This is a genomic window from Pseudonocardia terrae (assembly GCF_021343995.1).
In the GTDB taxonomy this organism is placed as follows: domain Bacteria; phylum Actinomycetota; class Actinomycetes; order Mycobacteriales; family Pseudonocardiaceae; genus Pseudonocardia; species Pseudonocardia terrae.
On sequence record NZ_JAJTTE010000009.1, the window covers coordinates 24,954 to 41,560 of the forward strand.

Consider the following 16,607-nt stretch of genomic DNA (forward strand, 5'->3'; position numbering starts at 1 on the left):
CATGAAGACACGCGGTGCGATCATCCGGAAGGCGCCCGGCACCTACGAGACCGTCGACCTCGAGTTCGACGACCCGCGCCAGGGCGAGATCCGGGTGCGGATGGTGGCCACGGGCATGTGCCACTCCGACGACCACTTCGCCACCGGCGACATGGTCCCGGCCGTGTACCCCTGGCTCGGTGGCCACGAGGGCGGCGGTGTCGTCGAGGCCGTCGGCCCGCACACCCCCGGCTGGGAGGTCGGCGACCACATCGTCACCTCGTTCCTGCCCTCGTGCGGGCAGTGCCGCTGGTGTGCCGCGGGCATGCAGAACCTCTGCGACCTCGGGGCGACCCTCCTGATGGGTGGGCGCTTCGACGATCTCGGGAGCTACCGCGTGCACCTGGACGACGGCTCGCCCGTCGGCCAGATGTGCGGGCTGGGCACCTTCGCCGAACGCACCGTGATCAGCACCCAGTCCGCGGTCAAGGTGCCGAAGGACCTGCCGCTGGAGAAGATCTGCCTGCTCGGTTGCGCGGTGGGCACCGGTTGGGGCTCCTCGGTCAACGCCGGCCAGGTCGGCGCGGGCGACGTCGTGATGGTGATGGGCGTCGGCGGTGTCGGCATGAACGCGGTGCAGGGCGCCCGCCACGCCGGGGCGGACCACGTCATCGGCGTGGATCCGGTGGAGTTCAAGCGGGAGAAGGCCCTCGAGCTCGGCGCCACCCGCGCGTTCGCCGACGTCGACGAGGCCATCGAGTACGGCCGCAGCCTCACCAACGGGCAGGGCTGCGACGTCGCGGTCGTCACGGTCGGCCGCACCACCGGCGAGCACATCGCGAAGGGCTTCGCCGCCATCCGCAAGGCCGGCGTCCTCGTGTGCACCGGGATCGGCGACATGACCGAGGTCGGCATCCCGGCGCCGATCACCGAGCTGGTGACCTACCAGAAGCGGATCCAGGGCACGCACTTCGGCTCGTGCAGCCCGAAGGGCGACATCCCGCGCCAGATCCAGATGTACCGGGACGGCCGGCTGAAGCTCGACGAGCTGATCACCAAGGAGTACTCGCTCGACCAGGTCGCCTCGGCCTACGAGGACATGCACAACGGGACGATCATCCGCGGCGTCGTCCGCTTCGACTAGGTCCGATCCACCCCACCAAGGAGGTTGGGCTGTGAACGTCAGATCTGCCCGGCGGCGCCCCGCGCTGCTGGCGGCGGGGCTCGCCGCACTGACCTGCCTGGTCGCCGCGTGCGGCGCCGGGCCGTCGACGGAGCCCGGCGCCGCGCCGAGCATCGGGCTGTCGACCTACTACACCGGCAACAACTGGCGCAAGGAGATGGTCTCCAGCTTCCAGAGCGGGGCCACCGACGCGCAGAAGACCGGGATCATCGGCAAGTACTCGGTCGCGGACTCCAACGGATCCGTGCCGCAGCAGGCCGCGCAGATCCAGTCGATGATCATCCAGGGCTACAGGGCGATCCTGGTCGAGGCGGCGTCCCCGACCGCGCTCAACGGCTCGATCCAGAAGGCCTGCGACGCCGGGATCACCGTGGTGGCGTTCGACTCGCTGGTCACCGCGGACTGCGCCTACAAGGTCGCCACGGACTACGTGAAGTACGGCGAGCTGGAGACCGAGTACGTCGCGCAGCGCCTGGGCGGCAAGGGGAACATCCTCATGGTCCGGGGCATCCCGGGCAACTCCGTGGACAACGACGTCTACGCCGGCGTCCAGAACGTGCTGAAGAAGTACCCGGACATGAAGCTCGTGAGCGAGGTCTACGGCCAGTTCACCGAGTCCGTCGCCCAGCAGCAGGTCGCCGGGGTGCTCCCGTCCCTGCCGAAGATCGACGCCGTGCTCACCGAGGGCAACGACGGCGGCGGCGCGATGCAGGCCTTCCGGCAGGCGAACGTGAACCCGCTGCCGCTCGTCGTCATGGGCAACACCGGACAGGACCTGCAGGTCTGGCAGAAGGTCGCCCAGCAGGTCCCGGGGTACACCACGATGTCGGTCTCCTCGTACCCGTCGATGTCGACCGTGGCGATGTGGGTCGCGGTCAACGTGCTGGCGGGCAAGCCGGTGCCGAAGCTGGTCTACGCGCCGGTGCTCACCATCCCCGAGCAGAACCGGGACGCGTGGGCGGGTCACCTCGGCTACGGCGAGGTCGCGAACAAGGTGCTCTCCCAGGAGGACTCGCAGCGCTTCATCGACGCGTCGGCCTCGGGCAACCCGCTGCACGTCGACTCCCCGTTGCCGGAGGCGGCGCAATGACCACCGGAGGCGGAGACATGAGCGAGACCCTGCTCTCGGTCGAAGGCGTGACCAAGCGGTTCGGGTCGACCCTCGCGGTCGACGACGCCGCGTTCCGGCTGGCCCGTGGCGAGCTGATCGGCATCGCCGGGCACAACGGTGCCGGCAAGAGCACCGTGCTCAACGTCGTCACCGGCCGGTTGGCCGGGGACGCCGGCACGGTCACGCTCGACGGCACCACCCGCGACGCCACGGTTCCCGTCGCGTCGGCGGACGCGCTGGGCATCCGGATCGTCTTCCAGGAGCTGTCGCTCTGCCCGGCGCTGCGCGTCGACGAGACCGCGGCCGTGTTCGACCGTTCCGCACGCGGTACCTCGTGGCGCACGGCGGCCTGGAACCACCTGCAGACGGTGCTGGACGAGATGTTCCCCGGGCACGGGATCCGCCGGCAGCAGCAGATCCGGGACCTCTCGATCGCGCGCCGCCAGATGATCGAGTGCGCCGCCGCGATGCTCCCGGGGGAGGTGCCGGCGAAGCTGGTGATCCTCGACGAGCCGACCTCGTCACTGGACGCCAGCTCCACGGAGAGCTTCTACGCCTACCTGCACCGGCGCGCGGCGGAGGGCCTGTCGGCGATCGTCACCACGCACCGGCTGCACGAGATGATCGACAACCTCTCGCGGCTGTACATCATGCGGGACGGGCGGATCGTCTCCGAGGAGGTCGCCGCCACGTCGACCAAGGAGTCGCTGGTCGCGGCGATGGGTATCGGCGGGCACGAGGCCGCGCGCGAGCGGACGGTCTCCGACGTGGAGCGGCCCCCGGTCCCGGGCGACGCACCGGTGCGCGTGCACATCGGCGACCGCGCCACGGGAGCCGAGATCGAGCTCCGTGCCGGAGAGATCATCGGCCTCGGCGGGCTCGAGGGCCACGGCCAGGTGGCCGTGCTGGAGGCGCTCGCCAAGGCCGCCCGCTCCCGGCTGCCGGGACCGAAGCGGACCCTGCGCCAGGACGTGACCGTCGACGGCACCGTGGCCTACGTCAGCGGTGACCGCGGCGACCGCGGCATCTTCCGCTACTGGGACGTCGGCCAGAACGTCACGATCGCGAACCTCAAGCGGCTCAGCACCGCCGGGTTCCTGTCGCGGGGAGCCGAGCGCAGGCTCGTCGACGGCTGGTGGCCCAAGCTGGGCATCAAGGGCGGCCCGGAGGACCCGATCGTCAGCCTCTCCGGCGGCACGCAGCAGAAGGCGCTCATGGCCCGTGCCATGGCCGAGGACTCGGACCTGCTGCTGCTCGAGGACCCGACCCGCGGCGTGGACCAGTCCACCAAGGAGGACGTCTACGCCCTGCTGCGGCGGCAGGCCGCCGAGGGCCAGTGCGTGGTCTGGTACTCCACCGAGAACGAGGAGCTCCGGCACTGCGACCGGGTGCTCGTCTTCCGCAGCAACGAGATCGTCGCCGTCCTGGCGGGCTCCGAGGCCACCGAGGACGCCATTCTCTCCTCCTCCTTCGCCGGAGCCCCCTCCTCCTTGTCAGGTGCGTCATGACCCAGAGCGTCAAGGTCCGGTCCGGGACCGTGCCTCCACCCACTGCGCCCAAGCGCCTGAGCGTCCCCGGCGGGACGCTGGGCTCCTGGTTCCTCCCGGTCGTCGCCGCGGTGATCATGTTCGTGGTGATCTTCGCGGTGGCCCCGGCGGCGTCGAGCTACCTCGGCCTGTCGCTGCTGCTGTCCAGCCTTCTGCCGCTGGTGCTCGCGTGCCTGGCGCAGATGTTCGTGATCGCCGCTGGCGACGTGGACCTGGGCATCGGCTCGTTCGTCGGATTGGTCAACGTGACCGTCGCGGCGATCCTGCCCACCCACACGCTGCCCGGCATCCTGCTGCTGATCGGGCTCGTGGTCGCCTACGCCCTGATGGGGATGCTCATCGCGGTGCGGCGGCTGCCGTCCATCATCGTGACCCTGGGCATGTCGTTCGTGTGGCTCGGCCTGGCCATCCTGATCCTGCCGACGCCGGGCGGCACCGTGCCGGAGGGCATCGTGTCCTTCGTGGACTGGTCGCCGCCGCTGGTTCCCGGGACGATCGTCGCGATCGTCGTGGTGACGGTGGTGGTCGCGCTGTTCCTCAACCGCACCCGCTACGGCGCGGTGCTGCGCGGCTCCGGGAGCAACCCAGAGGGCATCCGCCGGGCCGGCTGGTCCGTGGTGCGCACCAAGATGGCGCTGTACGGCATCGCCGGGCTGCTCGGCGTGCTCTCCGGGATCGTGCTCTCCGGGCAGGCCGCCTCGGGCGACCCGAACATCGCCACCAGCTACGTGCTGCTGTCGATCGCCGGCGTGATCGTCGGCGGCGGCAGCTTCCGCGGAGGCGACATCTCGCCGGTCGGCACCGTGGCCGGTGCGCTGGTCATCGGCCTGATCGCCACCCTTCTGCAGTTCCTGGACGTCCCCTCGAGCTACCAGGTCGGCACCCAGGGCCTCGTGCTCGTCCTGATCCTCGTCCTGCGGGCCGGCGTGACCTGGTGGCGCCGCCGTGTCGAGACCGGAGGCCTGGCATGACCGCCACACTCGCCGCGCCGTCGCGCGAGCCCGTGCTCACGAAGATCACCCGCTCGCCCGCGCTGCCTGCCTTCGTCGGAGCACTCGTCATCTGGCTGGCCACCTGGCTGGTCTCCGGCAACGGGCTGTGGGGCACGCTCGCCATCGGCGCCAGCGTGGCCACCTACCTGGTCATGGTCGGCATCGGCCAGCTCTTCGTGATCACCTCGGGCAACGGAGGCATCGACCTCTCCGTGCCCTTCGTCATGACGATCAGCGCCTACCTGGGCAGCCAGGTCATGAACGGGGACGACGGCAACCTCGTGCTCGGCCTGATCGTCGCGATCGCCGTCGGCATCGGGGCGGGGCTGGTCAACGCGCTGCTCGTCGAGGTCGTCGGGATGCCGCCGCTCGTCGGCACGCTGGCCGTCGGCTTCACCATCCAGACCGCGATCCTGGTGTTCTCCAGCAACAGCACCGGCGTGCCGAGCCCGGGCCTGTCGAGCTTCGTCGACGGCAACTGGGGCCCGTTCCCGATCTTCGCGATCTTCGGTGTCCTGCTGACGATCGTGTTCGCGGTGCTGCTCAAGCGCACCAGCTACGGGCGGCGCACCGAGGCCGTGGGGCAGAGCGCCACCGCGGCGCGGCTCGCCGGGATCGACCCGCGGCTGGTCCGGGCGGCGGCGTTCGTGCTGTCCGCCGCGCTGGCCGGCCTGGCGGGCATCCTGCTCGCCGCGCACGCCGGCGGCCCGTCGCTGGAGCTCGGCACGCCGTTCCAACTGGAGTCCATCGCCGTCGTCGTGCTCGGCGGATCGCTCATCGCGGGCGGCCGCGGCGTGGTGCCGGGGGTGTGGGCGGGCGCCATGCTGCTCACCCTGCTGGTCACCCTCGTCAATGTCGCGCACGTCAGCTCCGCGGTGCAGAACATCGTCGAGGGCCTCTTGATCGTGGTGGTGCTCGCGGTGGCCCGAAACCCTGTGTTCCGCAAGTCCTAGAAGGGAAGCCATGTCCGCAGTGCCCTATCCGGTCGCGGCCCGGCTCGTCGCCGCGGCCCTCGACCGGGCGGCCGAGATCGCGTGCCCGGTGAGCGTGGCCGTGCTCGACGAGACCCGCGAGCTGGTCGCATTCGCCCGCCAGCCCGGCGCCCCGGTGTTCACGGCCGAGGTCGCGAAGGCCAAGGCGTTCACGGCCCGCTCGCTGCTCACCCCGACACACGAGACACAGAAGTTCACCGGGCCCGGCGGCCCGTTCTACGGGCTGGAGTCCGTGGGCGGCGGGGTCGTCTGCACCATCCCCGGCGGCCTCCCGCTCTCGGTGGACGGCGAGGTCGTCGGCGCGATCGGGGTGTCCGGCGGCAGCGCCGAGCAGGACCTCGACGTCGCCACCCACGCGGCAGGGGCGTTCTGATGCGCCTCGAGGGCAAGAAGGTCCTGCTCACCGGGTGCGTGGCCAACATCGGCCGGGCCGCCGCGGAGCGTTTCGCCGACGAGGGCGCGGATCTGTTCCTGGTCGACATCGACCCCCGCGTGGCCGAGACCGCCGGCGCGGTCCGTGCGCGCGGGCGGCGGGCCCGGTCGCACCTCGCCGACGTCGGCGACCCGGACGCCGTGCAGAAGGCGGTGGAGGAAGCCGTCGGGTTCCTCGGCGGGCTCGACGTCGTCGTCAACAACGCGGGTATCCAGCGCAGCGGCGTCGTCGAGGAGTTCGCCTACGCGGACTGGGCCGACACCCTGCGGATCAACGCCGGCTCCTGCTTCCTCTTCGCGAAGTACGCGCGGCCGTACCTGAAGAACACACCGGACTCGGCGATTGTCAACACCTCCTCGATCGCCGGGACCCATGGTGGGCCGCCCAGCCTGTCGGCGTACTCGGCGTCGAAGGGTGCGATCGTCGCCTTCACGAAGGTGCTGGCCAAGGAGGTCGGCCCGTTCGGCGTGCGGGCCAACGCGCTCTGCCCGGGCTGGGTCGACACGGCGTTCAACGACCCGGTCATCGAGTTCCTCGGCGGTCCGCAGGCGGTGGCCGACGACGTCGCGACGAACGTCCCGTTGCGCCGGCAGGGCACCCCGGAGGAGATCGCGGGCGCGATGGTCTTCCTCGCGTCGGCGGACTCCTCGTACATGACGGGCCAGGCGCTCGTCGTCAACGGCGGGGCGGGTTGAGCCATCAGCTCGTCCGCTCGTCATACAATGCGGGCCACCCCGCGGAAGGAGGCCGACGACGTGCCCAGCCGTCGGATCGGATTCATCGGTGTCGGGAACATGGGCGGCCGTATGGCCCGCTGCCTCGTCGCGGCCGGACGCCCGGTCCTCGCGTACGACAGGGACCCGGAGGTAGCCAAGGCCTCGGGTGGTGACGTCGCGGAGTCCGTGGCCGCCGTGACGCGCGACAGCGACGTGATCCTGCTCAGCCTGCCGGACAGCACGGTCGTCGAGGCCGTCGTGCTCGGTGAGGAGGGGGTCCTGGCCTCGTGCCGGGAGGGGCAGGTCGTCGCCGACCTGAGCACGGCCGCGCCCGCATCGACGCGGCGGATCCACGGCCTGCTCGCCGAGCGCGGCGTCCGGTACGTCGACGCCGGGATCTCCGGCGGTGCCGCGGCGGCCGAGAAGGGCGCGCTGACGATCATGGCGGGTGGCGACGCGGGCGTGCTCGCCGAGCTCGAGGACGTTTTCGCGCCGATCGCCTCGAAGGTCCACGACATGGGCGGGCCCGGCGCGGGCCACACCGCCAAGCTGCTCAACAACTTCCTCAACGCCGTCGCGCTCGCGTCCACCGCGGAGGTCATGGTGGCGGGGAAGAAGGCGGGCCTGGACCTCGACGTGCTGCTCGAGGTGCTCAACACCTCGAGCGGTGTCAACTTCGCCACGCTCAACCGCTTCCCGAAGATCGTCCACGGCGACTACCTCGAGGGCGGCCTGACCAGCGCCCTGATGACCAAGGACGTCACGCTCTACCTCGATCTCGCCCAGCAGCTCGGGGTGGCCTCGCTGAACGCCGCCGGTCCGCTCGCGAGCTTCGGGCTGGCCAACAACACCGGCTACGCCCAGAAGATCAGCAACCGTGTCGTCGACGCGATCGGCGACATCTCGGGCGGCGTGCGCGTCGCCGAGCCGTGGCCCGTGGAGGAGAACTGATGTACGTCGCACGTCGCCGGCTCGAAGGCTCCGCCTCGACGGCCAAGACCGACACCTTCACCGGCACCGTCTGGGCCGACTCGGTCGTCCCCACCACGGACGGCACCACGATCAACGACGTGTTCTTCTCCCCGGAGGCGCGCACCTTCTGGCACCATCACGAACACGGCCAGCTGCTGATCGTGCTGTCCGGCAGTGGGTTCGTGTGCCCGGACGGCGCCGAACCGGCTCGGATCGAGCAGGGGGACGTCGTCTGGGTCCCGGCGGGGGAGCGGCACTGGCACGGCGCGGCGCGGGACAGCTACCTCATCCACCGCGCGGTCTCCCTCGGCACGACCGGGTGGGCCGAGGCCGTCGCCGACGCGGACTACGCGGCCGTCGTCGGCGGCTGACCGTCGCGTTCTGCGGGGGAGGACAGGGATGAGCAGAGCCGTGCAGTCCGCGGAACAGCCGTCCGCGTGGAAGAACGCGCAGGTCGGGCGGGTCGCGGCGCCGCTGCGCGACCAGGTGCTCGGCATCGTGCGCCAGGCGATCATGGATTTCGAGCTCAAGCCGGGCCAGCGCCTGGTGGAGCGGGAGCTGATCGAGCACCTCGGCGTGTCGCGGTCGACGGTGCGCGAGGTGCTGGGCCAGCTGTCTGCCGAGGGCCTGGTCACGATCGTCCCGCAGAAGGGGGCGGTCGTCACCGTCCCCACCGCGGAGGACGCCGCCGACCTCTACGAGATCCGCGCCAGCCTCGAGGCACTGGCCGTGCGCCGGTTCGTCGAGCGGGCCACGGAAGCTCAGCGGGCGGCCCTGCGCGTTGCGTTCGACGAGTACGCCCGCGCGTCCGAGGACGGTGCCGTCTCGGCGCTCGTGGCCAAGGACGAGCTCTACCGGGTGCTGCTGGACGGGGCGGACAGCGCGCCGATCCAGCAGTTGCTGGCCAGCGCCCAGGGGCGGGTCCGGGCGATGCGCGCGACGTCGCTGTCCGAGCCGGGCCGGGCCAGGGAGGCCGTGGAGGAGCTGCGCCTGGTCGTCGAGGCGATCGAGGCCGGCAAGGCGGCACAGGCCGCGAAGCTCTGCGCCGCCCACGTCCGCGCCGCGGCGCGCTCCGGCCTCCGCCGCCTCGCCGAGATCGAGTCCGACCTCACCTGAGCAACCCCCACGACCTCACAGGAGTACCGACCATGCTGTCCCACACCGTCCTCTTCCGCCTCCGCCGTCCCCTGGGGGAGGGCGACAAGCAGAAGTTCGTCGCGGCCCTGCAGGAGTTCGCGGCGGAGGCCCCGCTCGCGGCCGGTCCGGCCCGGGTCGACACCGATCTCGGGCTTCGCGACCCCGAGAACCCCCGGGTCGCCGACGCGACGCTGTCGACCACCTTCGCCGATGCCGACACCTTCGCCCGCTACCTCGACCACCCCCGCCACCGTGCGCTCGTCGCCGAGGTCCTCGAGCGGCTCTGCGAGAGCTGGCTGTCGGTCCAGGCCGACGTCGAGGGGTGACGCGAACAGCCGGTGCCGTGTCCCGAGCGACCAAGCACGCTCGGGACACGGCTACCGATCCGCCCGCGGAACTGCGACGGGGTCGGGTGACGGATCAGGCCTGCGCCGCTGCCCTCGGTTCGACATCGAGGTCGACGGTGCTGAGGGGCAACTCGGGCGAACCACCGCACTCCCGACGCAACACTGGCATGATCTCCTCGGCGAAGTAGCTCATCTGCCCCTCTACCTCGTCGCCTCGAAAGCCGCCGAGCTCGAACCAGGCGTTGAACATGAAGTCCTCATAGCCGCACTGCTCCTTGATCTCCATGATCGAGTCGATCACGTACTGCTTCGACCCGTGGATGGCGACCTTCTTCTCCCGGAGCATGTCCGCGGTAACCTTCATGTTCAGGTCGTAGAACGGCTCGTCGGCCTCGGCCAGCACAGCCGCGAATCCGAACGGCCCGTAGTAGTCCCACTGGAGCTTCATAGCCCGTGCTGCCCGGTCCAGGTCGCCGAGACCCTTCTCGACGACGTGGATGTACCGACACGTCACCACGCCGCGGTGCTTGTCCGCGTCCCAGCCGCGTTTGAACTGACCGCGGTCCTGACGGTCGGGCCACCCTGCCGCTTCCGCCGCTTCGTAGTACAGGTCGATGTTCTTCCGGAGCCGGGAGTTCGGCTCGACGATGAAATAGCCGTTGATGCCGCGCTCGGCGGCCCACTTGACGGACCGAGGGCTGGTCAAGGGCTCCCACATCTGCGGGTACGGCTTCTGCAGCGGTTGCGGATACACGGAGAACTCGAGGAGTTTGGTGGTGGTCGCCTGTACTGGGTTCCCCCCGGAGTACATGTCCGGTCCGCCCACCTTGAGAACCTCGTCGAGCGCACGACCGACCCCGTGCTGGCTGAAGTAGGCAAGGGTTTGCTTGTGGTTCCACTTCGTGTACGAGGGCGGAAGTGACATGAACTCCCCGTGATGCGAGAACGAGTCCTGGGTCCAAGCCTTCAGGATGATTTCGTAGGCTTCTTCGTAGTAGGCCCGATTGCGTTCCTGGTCCTGAATGGTGGAGCCATAAGGCCACCCGAAGGTCTCGTTCTCGCGCGGCTGGTAGCCGCGTCCGATGCCGAATTCCAGCCGGCCTCCGCTGATCACGTCGAGCATCGCTGCTTGCTCGGCGATCCTGATCGGGTGCCACCAGGTGATGATGTTCGCCGCCTGCGCCAGCCTGATTCTCTTGGTGCGCGCGGCGATCGCGGCCTCACCGAGTAAAGGGTTGGGGCTGAGTTCAGCGCCCTCGGGCTGGAAGTGGTGTTCCGTCTGGAACCAGTAGTCGAAGCCCAGCTTGTCGGCAAGGACTCCTTGCCGGACCTGGTTGACGATCGTTCGTTGGGCTGACTGATGTGTGGTGGGGAGGTCGCCGTCGTTGACGACGACGCCCGCGCCATTCCACGGTACTTCCTTTGCCGGCAGGTCCGATGCCCCGTTGTGGAACACCCCGATCTCGATCATCGAATTCTCCTCGTTCGTGCGTCGCCGCTACGCGTATGTGTAGCCTTCGTCGAAGCGGATCGTCTTCAGTTCCGCGCGGCCGTCTAGATGTCGGGTTCCTGTCTCGTCGTGCCGAACTGCTTCAGACGCAGTTCCAGGCATGCCTCAGGTGAGGCAGCCCCGAGATCCACCACCTCCTGCCATTCGGAGAGCCACTCGTCCGACCCTTGCGCGGACAGCCCGGTTTCCCGCAGGATCCGTCCCTGCGGCGTATCGACGATGTAGGCGACAGCCGGGCACCGGTAGATCGTCCCGACGTGCTCGGCCTTGCTGACCAGCAGGGACTTGTCGAGCCCCACGTAACCCAGATCGACACCGCGGGGCGTCGCGCTCATGGCTGCCTCCCGATGGGGCAGGTCGCCGGCAGATCCGGCTCCTCACCATTCGATCGCCGTGACAAGGCTCACAGAGGTCTCAACTTGACACAAGGTCAAGTCGAGGTCCGGTGCCGAAGTTCGGAACGCGGTATGAGTCGCTCGGAGGGTCGACCATTGCCGCCGGCGGCGGCGCACCCAGGTGTCCCCCTAAGTGCACTGGGTCACAGAGATCGTCGCTCCCTACCGTCTCACCAGCGCGGATGCGCTTCCGAGTCACGAGCGCCCCAGCGTGGGGGCGGGGACGGAGCAGCGATGAGCGGCGAGCTCACGGACGTCGGTACGGGCGTCACCCTCTTCACGGCCGGCGAGGTGCGCGGCACGGCCCGATGGTTCCACGACACCTCGGACGTCCTGTCGATCGACGACGACGACCTCGAGGAGACGATCGCCTTCGTCAACAAGGGCGGCATGACCTTCCTGTCCCCGATCCTGCCGGACCTCAAGGCGATCGTGTGCACCGCGGGCAGCCGCGAGTCCCACCTCGCGATCCTCTCCCGGGAGTCCGACGTGCCGTGTGTGCTCGCGGCGCAGCTGTCCGGCGAGATCGCCGACGGCGACACCGTGGTCCTCGACCTGTCGGACGCCGAGACCACCCGGATCGCCGTGGCGGCGGGGGTCAGCGCGTGACAGCGGAGCCGATCGCGCCGGAGAACCTCAAGGCGCTCTACACCGACGCCTCCTACGAGCCGACGCTCGAGGAGTGGAACCACCTGGTCCACGTGGGTGGTGCCGCCTACAAGTCCGAGCTCTCGGCGCGGACGGTGTTCGAGTCCGAGCTGTTCGGGATGAACACCTACATCCTGATGGCGATGATGGAGGACTACCTCCGCGTCCCCGAGCGGCTGCGGACGATCCGCAAGCACGCGTCGCCCGCGGAGCTCGTGCGCCGCGCGCTCCCGATCGGGAACAAGCGCAGCTTCATCAACCTGGCCGCGATGCCGCTGCACTACCTGACCGGTCGCGAGCTGTTCGTCGACCTCGGCGAGAACTCCCTCGCCGACGGGCTGGAGGACCAGCTCGAGGTGCTGCGGTTCTGGCGCGAGGCCACGATCGCGATGCGCACCGACGGCGTGCTGTTCAACATGGACGCCGAGCCCGCGAACTCCAGCCACGTCGTCGGCGACCGGCTGCTGGCCGAGATCCGCTCGCACCTGCTGCCCGCCGACGACGTGATCAAGACGGCGATCCGCAAGTTCGGCGCCCGGCTCACCGCCTACGCGTTCCTGGAGAACTGCGACGCCCGCACCGCGGTCTGCGACACCGGCCCCTACGAGCTGGAGGACGGCACCTTCCTCGCCCTGCGCGAGACCTGTGCCGACGGCGACGGCGACTTCCCCTGGCTCGACGGGATCCGCGAGACGCTGCCCTACCACCACTTCGTGATCGCCTACCGGCTGCCCGCGCACGTCAAGATGGACAACAACGTCTGGGGCACCGCCTGGTTCACGCCGAGCGACTACCAGGCGGACATCCTCGAGACCCGGGTGTTCTGCACCGACGGCGACGTGCTGCGCCCGCTGGACCTCGCCGAGATCGACGAGGCGACCAAGGCGATCCGCAAGGCCCACCGGGCCCTCTACCAGCGCCTCGCCGAGACCGATCCGGAGGAGCGCAACCTCTACGCCACGCAGATGTACGCGTGGAAGACCAAGGCCTGGGCGCGGCTCGCCGGCTGCTACGACGAGATCGACTGGTCCGTCACCCCGCGCATCGCCGGGTCCTACGAGAGGTTCTCCGACCCGAACACCGCACTGCAGCTCATCGGCGGGGTGTTCGTGCCCCAGGACCGCGACGGCTGCTTCCGACCCCTGGGAGGCTGACCGATGTCACTGATCGGCAAGGGCACGCCCTCGTACACCTTCACCCGCACCACCGGCCTGGTCCGCTGGTTCCGCGAGCCCCAGGACGTGATCGACTCGCTCGATTCGGACCTGGAATCGACCGTCGCGCTGGTCGCCTCGGGCGGCACGACGTTCCTGTCCCCGATCCTCGGCAGGCTCGCGGGCATCGTCTGCCTCGACGGCACGCTGCGCTCCCACCTGGCGATCGTGTCCCGGGAGTTCGAGGTGCCCTGCCTGGTCGGCACGGACCTCACCGCGGACCTCACCGACGGCACCGAGATCGTCCTGGACATCGAGGACGGCGCGGGCGTGGTCCGCGCCGGCGCGGAACCCGCAGAGGCTCCTCCCGTCGCGGACGTGAGCGCCGCCTGGTGGTCCTACGTCCGCCGGGTCGGCGACGAGATCGCCGTGAAGGACTTCGACGTCACGGTGTCCCCGGAGGCCCTCGACGCGCTGCTCGCCGAGGAGCTCACCGACGACCGGCTCGACGACCTGGTCCAGCACATGGGCCGCGCCTTCAAGCCGGAGATGACCCGGCGCTCGGGCTTCACCTCCGAGCTGTTCCCGATGCTGCCGTACATGTCCCTGTCCGTGATCGAGGACTTCCACAGCTACGCCGAGCGGGTCGCGGTCATCGACGCCGCGATGCCGGCGGAGGAGATCGGGAAGCGGCTGCGCGAGGGGCCGAACCGGGTCAGCCCGCTGTGGATCTGGATGATCGGCTACCACTACCTGTGCGGCCGCGAGTGCCTGATCCAGATGGGGAAGCTCAAGCCGAGCGAGCGCCGCGAGGAGATCCGCACGGTCGTCGACTTCTGGCGCCGGCTGACGCTGGCCCACCGCGGCGACGGCACGATGGACTACAAGGACGCCGGGTTCACCAACCGGTACCTGCCGCAGGGCGTCGTCGACGAGCTGGCGGACGCGGCGACCCCGCTGGACGCGGCCGCGTCGAAGGCCCTGAAGCGGCTCAACGCCACGGTGTCCGGCTACTCGTTCCTGTACTTCTGCGACTCCCGGGTCGGGATCTGCGATTCGGGGCCGTACCCGCGCGGCACCCGGAAGACCCTGGTGCGGGACTACCTCTCGCTGGGCCCGAGCGCCTGGGCCTACCCGTGGGCCGAGGACCTGGAGCCGCCCTACACCGGGCTGACCATGGCGTTGACCTACGACCCGGCGTCCTTCCGCGAGTTCGAGATCAACGACTGGGGCACCACGTTCACCGAGCCGGACCAGCTGCTGGCCTCGGTGACCGAGGCGGCGGTGTTCGGCTGGCGTCCGGACGGCACGCGGGAGCAGCTGTCCCCCGAGGCCTGGCCGGAGGTGGCGGCCGCCCTCACGGCGTCGCACATGACGCTCTACCAGCGCTTCGCGGGCATGGACCGGAAGGACCGCATCTTCGCCGCCACCCAGATGTACACCTCCGGGCTGCGGCCGTTCGCCGCCCTGGCGGGGGTCACGGACCAGGTCGACTGGTCCTTCTCGCCGGACACGCTGGCCCTCTACCCGGACCCGTTCGACGACGACGACCAGGCCGCCGCGATCTTCGGGACCGCGCTGGTGGCCAACGACATGCCGGGCTCGTTCTCGCCCGTGCGCTAGGAGCGTCATGCGCCAGTCCATGCAGATCCTCACCGCGGCCGACGAGCTGCTGTGCCACCAGACCCCGGAGACGTTCGCGACGATCGCGCACGCGGACATCTCCTGGACCGAGAAGCTGTGGGCCTCGCTGTTCGCCCGCGACGGCTCGCTGCAGGTGGACGTCGGGATCGGCAAGTACCACAACCGGAACGTGATCGACATGTTCGCGGGGATCTCCCGCGGGAAGGAGCAGCTCACCGTCCGGGCGAGCAGGCAGCTGGACCTCGACCCGGACCGGGTCGGGGTGGGTCCGCTGGACTACGAGGTCCTCGAGCCGCTGCGGAAGGTGCGGTTCGTGCTGCGGGAGAACCACATGCTCCCGATCCGCTTCGACCTCACCGTCACCGGCGTGCTGCCGCCGTTCCTGGAGAAGAAGGACGCGCAGCGCGAGCCGCAGGGCTTCCGCATCCAGTCCGACCTCCTGCGCTACCACCAGTCCTCGACGATCTCGGGCACCGTCTGGATCGACGGGGAGGAGATCACGGTGCGGGACGAGGAGTGGTTCGGCTTCCGCGACCACTCCTGGGGTGTGCGGATGGACGTGGGCGAGCCCGCGCCGGACGTCTACAAGCCGCAGCGGCTCAACCAGGACTTCCTGCTCACCTGGAGCCCGATGTACCTGCGCCGCCCGGACGGCACGGAGTACGAGATCCACCACTACCACCAGGCCGTCGACGACAAGACCACGTACTTCTCGGGGTTCGCCAACGAGGCCGACGGGACTCAGACCGAGCTCCACGGGATGGTGGACGAGCTGAAGTTCGACCCGGTCAACCGGCGCCTGCTGGGCGGCAAGATGACCTTCGACGCGGGCTGGGGCAGGACCCGGACCGTGGAGATCGAGCCGATCAGCGACACCGGCTTCCACCTCGGTGCGGGTCTGTACTTCGGGTTCAGGGGCCACCGCCACGGGCAGTGGCACGGCCCCCAGCACCTCGACGGCGAGCGCTTCGCGGACGTCACCACCCACGAGGCCGTGGAGGAGATCCACCAGCTCCGCGACTGCGTGATCCGCGTCCGCGAGGGCGACGCCGTGGGCTACGGCATCTTCGAGTCCATGGTGATCGGCGGGCACCCGCGCTACGGCCTCACCCGCGAGAGCTCCTTCCTGTGACCCTGTGAGTGGCGATGGTCGCCCTGACGACCATCGCCACTCACGACTCCGGTCAGGACCCCAGCAGGCGCACCGGGACGTCGGGCAGCTCATCGAACCTCGCCCGTGCGTCCGTGGTCAGCAGCACTCGGTCGGTGGCCCGGGCCGTCGCGGCGATGATCAGGTCGTGCGGGCCCCGTGGACGGCTCGTGCGCCGGACATGGGCGCGCAGGGCGGCGTGGTGCTCGGCGACCTTCACCGTGTAGTCCACCACCGGGATGATGGCCAGCAGACCGTCGAGGTAGGGGCGCTGCGACGCACGGCGGCCCGGATCAGGGTCCTGTTCGATGCCGGCGAGGAACTCGGCCACCGCGACCGCGGGGAGTGCGAGTTCCTCGCTGTCGCTGATCGTGGCGAGATCGAGCCTGCCACGCGCGGTGGCCACCAGGACACCGGTATCGAGGATCACTCCTGCCAAGGATCGTCGTCCGTACCGGAGGCGGCCCCGCGAGCCGCCGCGACGTTCGCCTCGAACTCGTCGTCGAAGACATGACGGTCCTGCCAGCTCCGGACGAACTCCTTCACTGCGGCGCCGTTGCCTCGGGGCGAGGGCACGATCATCGCGACCTGGCGCCCACCCCGGGTGACGACGACGGTCTCACCCTTCTCCGCGCCGTCGAGCACCGCGGAGAAGCTGCGGGCGACCTCGGTCGCGGAGAGCTCCTTCACGGAATCA

The 16,607-nt window shown here is 69.9% G+C and carries 19 protein-coding genes; 15 read left to right on the forward strand and 4 right to left on the reverse strand.

The window, feature by feature from the left end:
• Nucleotide 1 precedes the first annotated feature (1 nt).
• Genes LWC33_RS08075 through LWC33_RS08125 form a run of 11 tightly spaced genes read left to right on the forward strand, consistent with a single transcriptional unit; the run spans nucleotide 2 to nucleotide 9,388 of the window.
• Entirely contained in the window at nucleotides 2-1,123 is a 1,122-nt protein-coding gene (locus tag LWC33_RS08075; protein WP_233303615.1) for an NDMA-dependent alcohol dehydrogenase, read from the forward strand.
• 31 nt (nucleotides 1,124-1,154) lie between these two features.
• Nucleotides 1,155-2,252 carry an ABC transporter substrate-binding protein gene (locus tag LWC33_RS08080; RefSeq protein WP_233303616.1) on the forward strand — a complete coding sequence of 366 codons (1,098 nt, stop codon included), beginning with the start codon at nucleotides 1,155-1,157 and terminating at the stop codon, nucleotides 2,250-2,252.
• 17 nt (nucleotides 2,253-2,269) lie between these two features.
• Nucleotides 2,270-3,781: an ATP-binding cassette domain-containing protein gene (locus LWC33_RS08085; protein WP_233303617.1), complete on the forward strand. Its 1,512-nt coding sequence runs from the start codon at nucleotides 2,270-2,272 to the stop codon at nucleotides 3,779-3,781.
• Nucleotides 3,778-4,791 (forward strand): ABC transporter permease, encoded by a 1,014-nt coding sequence (locus LWC33_RS08090; RefSeq protein ID WP_233303618.1) that lies wholly within the window; start codon nucleotides 3,778-3,780, stop codon nucleotides 4,789-4,791. The genes LWC33_RS08085 and LWC33_RS08090 overlap by 4 nt, the downstream gene beginning before the upstream one ends.
• Nucleotides 4,788-5,765 carry an ABC transporter permease gene (locus tag LWC33_RS08095; protein WP_233303619.1) on the forward strand — a complete coding sequence of 326 codons (978 nt, stop codon included), beginning with the start codon at nucleotides 4,788-4,790 and terminating at the stop codon, nucleotides 5,763-5,765. The genes LWC33_RS08090 and LWC33_RS08095 overlap by 4 nt, the downstream gene beginning before the upstream one ends.
• A gap of 10 nt (nucleotides 5,766-5,775) precedes the next feature.
• On the forward strand, nucleotides 5,776-6,177 hold the full coding sequence (locus LWC33_RS08100; RefSeq protein ID WP_233303620.1) for a GlcG/HbpS family heme-binding protein: 402 nt from the start codon (nucleotides 5,776-5,778) through the stop codon (nucleotides 6,175-6,177).
• Nucleotides 6,177-6,932, forward strand: coding sequence for an SDR family NAD(P)-dependent oxidoreductase (locus LWC33_RS08105; RefSeq protein ID WP_233303621.1), 756 nt, complete (start codon nucleotides 6,177-6,179; stop codon nucleotides 6,930-6,932). The genes LWC33_RS08100 and LWC33_RS08105 overlap by 1 nt, the downstream gene beginning before the upstream one ends.
• A 27-nt stretch (nucleotides 6,933-6,959) precedes the next feature.
• The gene (locus LWC33_RS08110) at nucleotides 6,960-7,904 is read left to right on the forward strand and encodes an NAD(P)-dependent oxidoreductase (protein WP_255691255.1); all 945 of its coding nucleotides are present in this window, start codon (nucleotides 6,960-6,962) and stop codon (nucleotides 7,902-7,904) included.
• Nucleotides 7,904-8,296, forward strand: a complete 393-nt coding sequence (locus LWC33_RS08115; protein WP_233303623.1) for a cupin domain-containing protein — start codon at nucleotides 7,904-7,906, stop codon at nucleotides 8,294-8,296. The genes LWC33_RS08110 and LWC33_RS08115 overlap by 1 nt, the downstream gene beginning before the upstream one ends.
• 28 nt (nucleotides 8,297-8,324) lie before the next feature.
• Nucleotides 8,325-9,041: a GntR family transcriptional regulator gene (locus tag LWC33_RS08120; protein WP_233303624.1), complete on the forward strand. Its 717-nt coding sequence runs from the start codon at nucleotides 8,325-8,327 to the stop codon at nucleotides 9,039-9,041.
• A 32-nt stretch (nucleotides 9,042-9,073) separates the two neighbouring features.
• On the forward strand, nucleotides 9,074-9,388 hold the full coding sequence (locus LWC33_RS08125; RefSeq protein ID WP_233303625.1) for a Dabb family protein: 315 nt from the start codon (nucleotides 9,074-9,076) through the stop codon (nucleotides 9,386-9,388).
• A gap of 94 nt (nucleotides 9,389-9,482) precedes the next feature.
• On the opposite strand, the gene LWC33_RS08130 is transcribed toward LWC33_RS08125, so the two are convergent.
• Both LWC33_RS08130 and LWC33_RS08135 read right to left on the reverse strand, forming a co-directional pair.
• On the reverse strand, nucleotides 9,483-10,880 hold the full coding sequence (locus tag LWC33_RS08130; protein ID WP_233303626.1) for an LLM class flavin-dependent oxidoreductase: 1,398 nt from the start codon (nucleotides 10,878-10,880) through the stop codon (nucleotides 9,483-9,485).
• An 83-nt stretch (nucleotides 10,881-10,963) separates the two neighbouring features.
• Entirely contained in the window at nucleotides 10,964-11,254 is a 291-nt protein-coding gene (locus LWC33_RS08135) for a hypothetical protein (protein WP_233303627.1), read from the reverse strand.
• A 294-nt stretch (nucleotides 11,255-11,548) separates the two neighbouring features.
• Here LWC33_RS08135 and LWC33_RS08140 point away from each other — a divergent pair, with 294 nt between their 5' ends.
• From LWC33_RS08140 to LWC33_RS08155, 4 genes are read left to right on the forward strand one after another with little or no spacing between them, the layout of a single operon-like run.
• A complete protein-coding gene (locus tag LWC33_RS08140) occupies nucleotides 11,549-11,923 on the forward strand; it encodes a PEP-utilizing enzyme (protein WP_233303628.1) in 375 nt (124 codons plus the stop codon).
• A complete protein-coding gene (locus tag LWC33_RS08145; protein ID WP_233303629.1) occupies nucleotides 11,920-13,116 on the forward strand; it encodes a hypothetical protein in 1,197 nt (398 codons plus the stop codon). Before LWC33_RS08140 ends, LWC33_RS08145 begins: the two co-directional genes overlap by 4 nt.
• 3 nt (nucleotides 13,117-13,119) lie before the next feature.
• Nucleotides 13,120-14,739: a PEP-utilizing enzyme gene (locus tag LWC33_RS08150; RefSeq protein ID WP_233303630.1), complete on the forward strand. Its 1,620-nt coding sequence runs from the start codon at nucleotides 13,120-13,122 to the stop codon at nucleotides 14,737-14,739.
• Between the two features lie 7 nt (nucleotides 14,740-14,746).
• The gene (locus LWC33_RS08155) at nucleotides 14,747-15,892 is read left to right on the forward strand and encodes an Rv3169 family protein (RefSeq protein WP_233303631.1); all 1,146 of its coding nucleotides are present in this window, start codon (nucleotides 14,747-14,749) and stop codon (nucleotides 15,890-15,892) included.
• A 52-nt stretch (nucleotides 15,893-15,944) separates the two neighbouring features.
• Here the strand turns inward: LWC33_RS08155 and LWC33_RS08160 are convergent, their stop codons facing one another.
• Together LWC33_RS08160 and LWC33_RS08165 are read right to left on the reverse strand one after the other, a co-directional pair.
• Nucleotides 15,945-16,340: a type II toxin-antitoxin system VapC family toxin gene (locus tag LWC33_RS08160; RefSeq protein WP_233303632.1), complete on the reverse strand. Its 396-nt coding sequence runs from the start codon at nucleotides 16,338-16,340 to the stop codon at nucleotides 15,945-15,947.
• Nucleotides 16,337-16,600 carry a type II toxin-antitoxin system Phd/YefM family antitoxin gene (locus tag LWC33_RS08165; protein ID WP_233303633.1) on the reverse strand — a complete coding sequence of 88 codons (264 nt, stop codon included), beginning with the start codon at nucleotides 16,598-16,600 and terminating at the stop codon, nucleotides 16,337-16,339. Before LWC33_RS08165 ends, LWC33_RS08160 begins: the two co-directional genes overlap by 4 nt.
• Nucleotides 16,601-16,607 lie beyond the last annotated feature (7 nt).